1 protein-coding gene is annotated in these 1,505 nt (G+C 68.3%); it reads left to right on the forward strand.

The window, feature by feature from the left end; translation table 11 throughout:
* Positions 1-31: 31 nt before the first annotated feature.
* The coding region (locus tag KDB67_RS18465; RefSeq protein ID WP_291018897.1) for a methylmalonyl-CoA mutase family protein at positions 32-1,505 on the forward strand (1,474 nt) is incomplete at its 3' end.

The following is a 1,505-nucleotide window of genomic DNA, read 5'->3' on the forward strand; positions in this document are numbered from 1 at the left end:
CACAGTGGTTCACGGAGGTGTCCTGCCCCACATGTCACAGCTCACAGATTCCCTCGACGAGGCGTACCGGAAGTGGTCCTCGTCCGCGGCTGCCGTCCTGGCCAAGTCGCGTCGTGTCGAGGTCGACGAACTTCCGGGAGATGCCGAGTCGTTGCTCGCGACGACCATGGCCGACGGGTTGACGATCCGTCCCCTCTATACGCGGAAGGACGAGACCGCCGAGCCCGGGCTTCCGGGTGAGTACCCGTTCGTCCGGGGCGCCGACCCGCATCGCGACGTCAATGTCGGATGGCGGGTGACCGAACGGTTCGGCGACGGCGAAACCCGTTCCGCCGCAGAGGTCAACGAGGCGATTCTCGACGCGTTCGTCAACGGTGCGAGTGGTCTGTGGCTGGCCGTCGGCGACGGCGTGTCGGCCGGTGATCTGGCCGAGGTCTTCACCGGCGTCTACCTCGATCTGATCCCGGTGACCCTGGATGCCGGTACCGACGCCGTCGCCGCCTCACGCGCCTATCTCGAGTTGCGCCGTACGGCACAGGAAGCGCCGGTCGCGGCCCGTCCCACCGCGGCCACCACCGGCTCGCTCGGCCTGTCCCCGCTGACGGCCGCGTTCTCCGGACGTCCCACGATCACCGACGCAGAGGCCACCGGACTTGCCGGCGAGCTCGTCGATTCGGGGCAGGCGGTTCGGGCCTTCAGGGTCGACGGTGCCGACTTCGCCACCGCCGGTGCCGACGACAGTCTGCAGCTGGCGCTCACCGTCGCCGCAGCCGTGGCACACCTGCGTGACCTCACCTCGGCGGGCATCTCGGCGTCGAAGGCGCTGACGCAGTTGACGTTCGCGGTGTCGGCCGACGACAACCAGTTCGCCACGATCGCCAAATTCCGTGCACTGCGCAAGATCTGGGCGCGAGTGGCCGACGTGGTCGGTAAGCGGGAGGCGGGTGCGGCCATCACGCATGGTGTCACCGATCTGTCGATGCTGACACAGCGCGATCCGTGGGTGAACATGCTGCGCACCACCATCGCCGCGTTCGGTGCCGGTGTCGGCGGCGCCGACCAGGTGACCGTCCTCGGTTTCGACGCCGCGATCCCCGCCGACCTGCGGACTTCGGGCGCCCAGTTCTCGCGCCGCATCGCCCGCAACACGCAGTTGCTGCTGCTGGAGGAGTCGAATATCGGCCGCGTCATCGACCCGGCGGGCGGTTCCTGGTTCGTCGAATCGCTGACCGATGATCTCGCGGCATCGGCGTGGAACATCTTCACCGAGATCGAAGGTCTCGGCGGATACCGGACCGCGCTGGACTCCGGCTGGATCACCGACAAGGTCGGTGCCGCCCTGACAGCCCGCGACGACTCGGTGGCCCACCGCAAGACCTCGGTCACCGGTGTCAACGAGTTCCCGAACCTCGGTGAGAAACCGATCGAGCGTGCGCTCGCCGACGACAGCGCGGTGGCCACCGGAACCCCGAAGCTCGCTCGCGTGGGACGGGCCTTCGAAGGTC

Source organism: Gordonia sp. (in: high G+C Gram-positive bacteria) (assembly GCF_020438995.1).
Lineage (GTDB): Bacteria > Actinomycetota > Actinomycetes > Mycobacteriales > Mycobacteriaceae > Gordonia.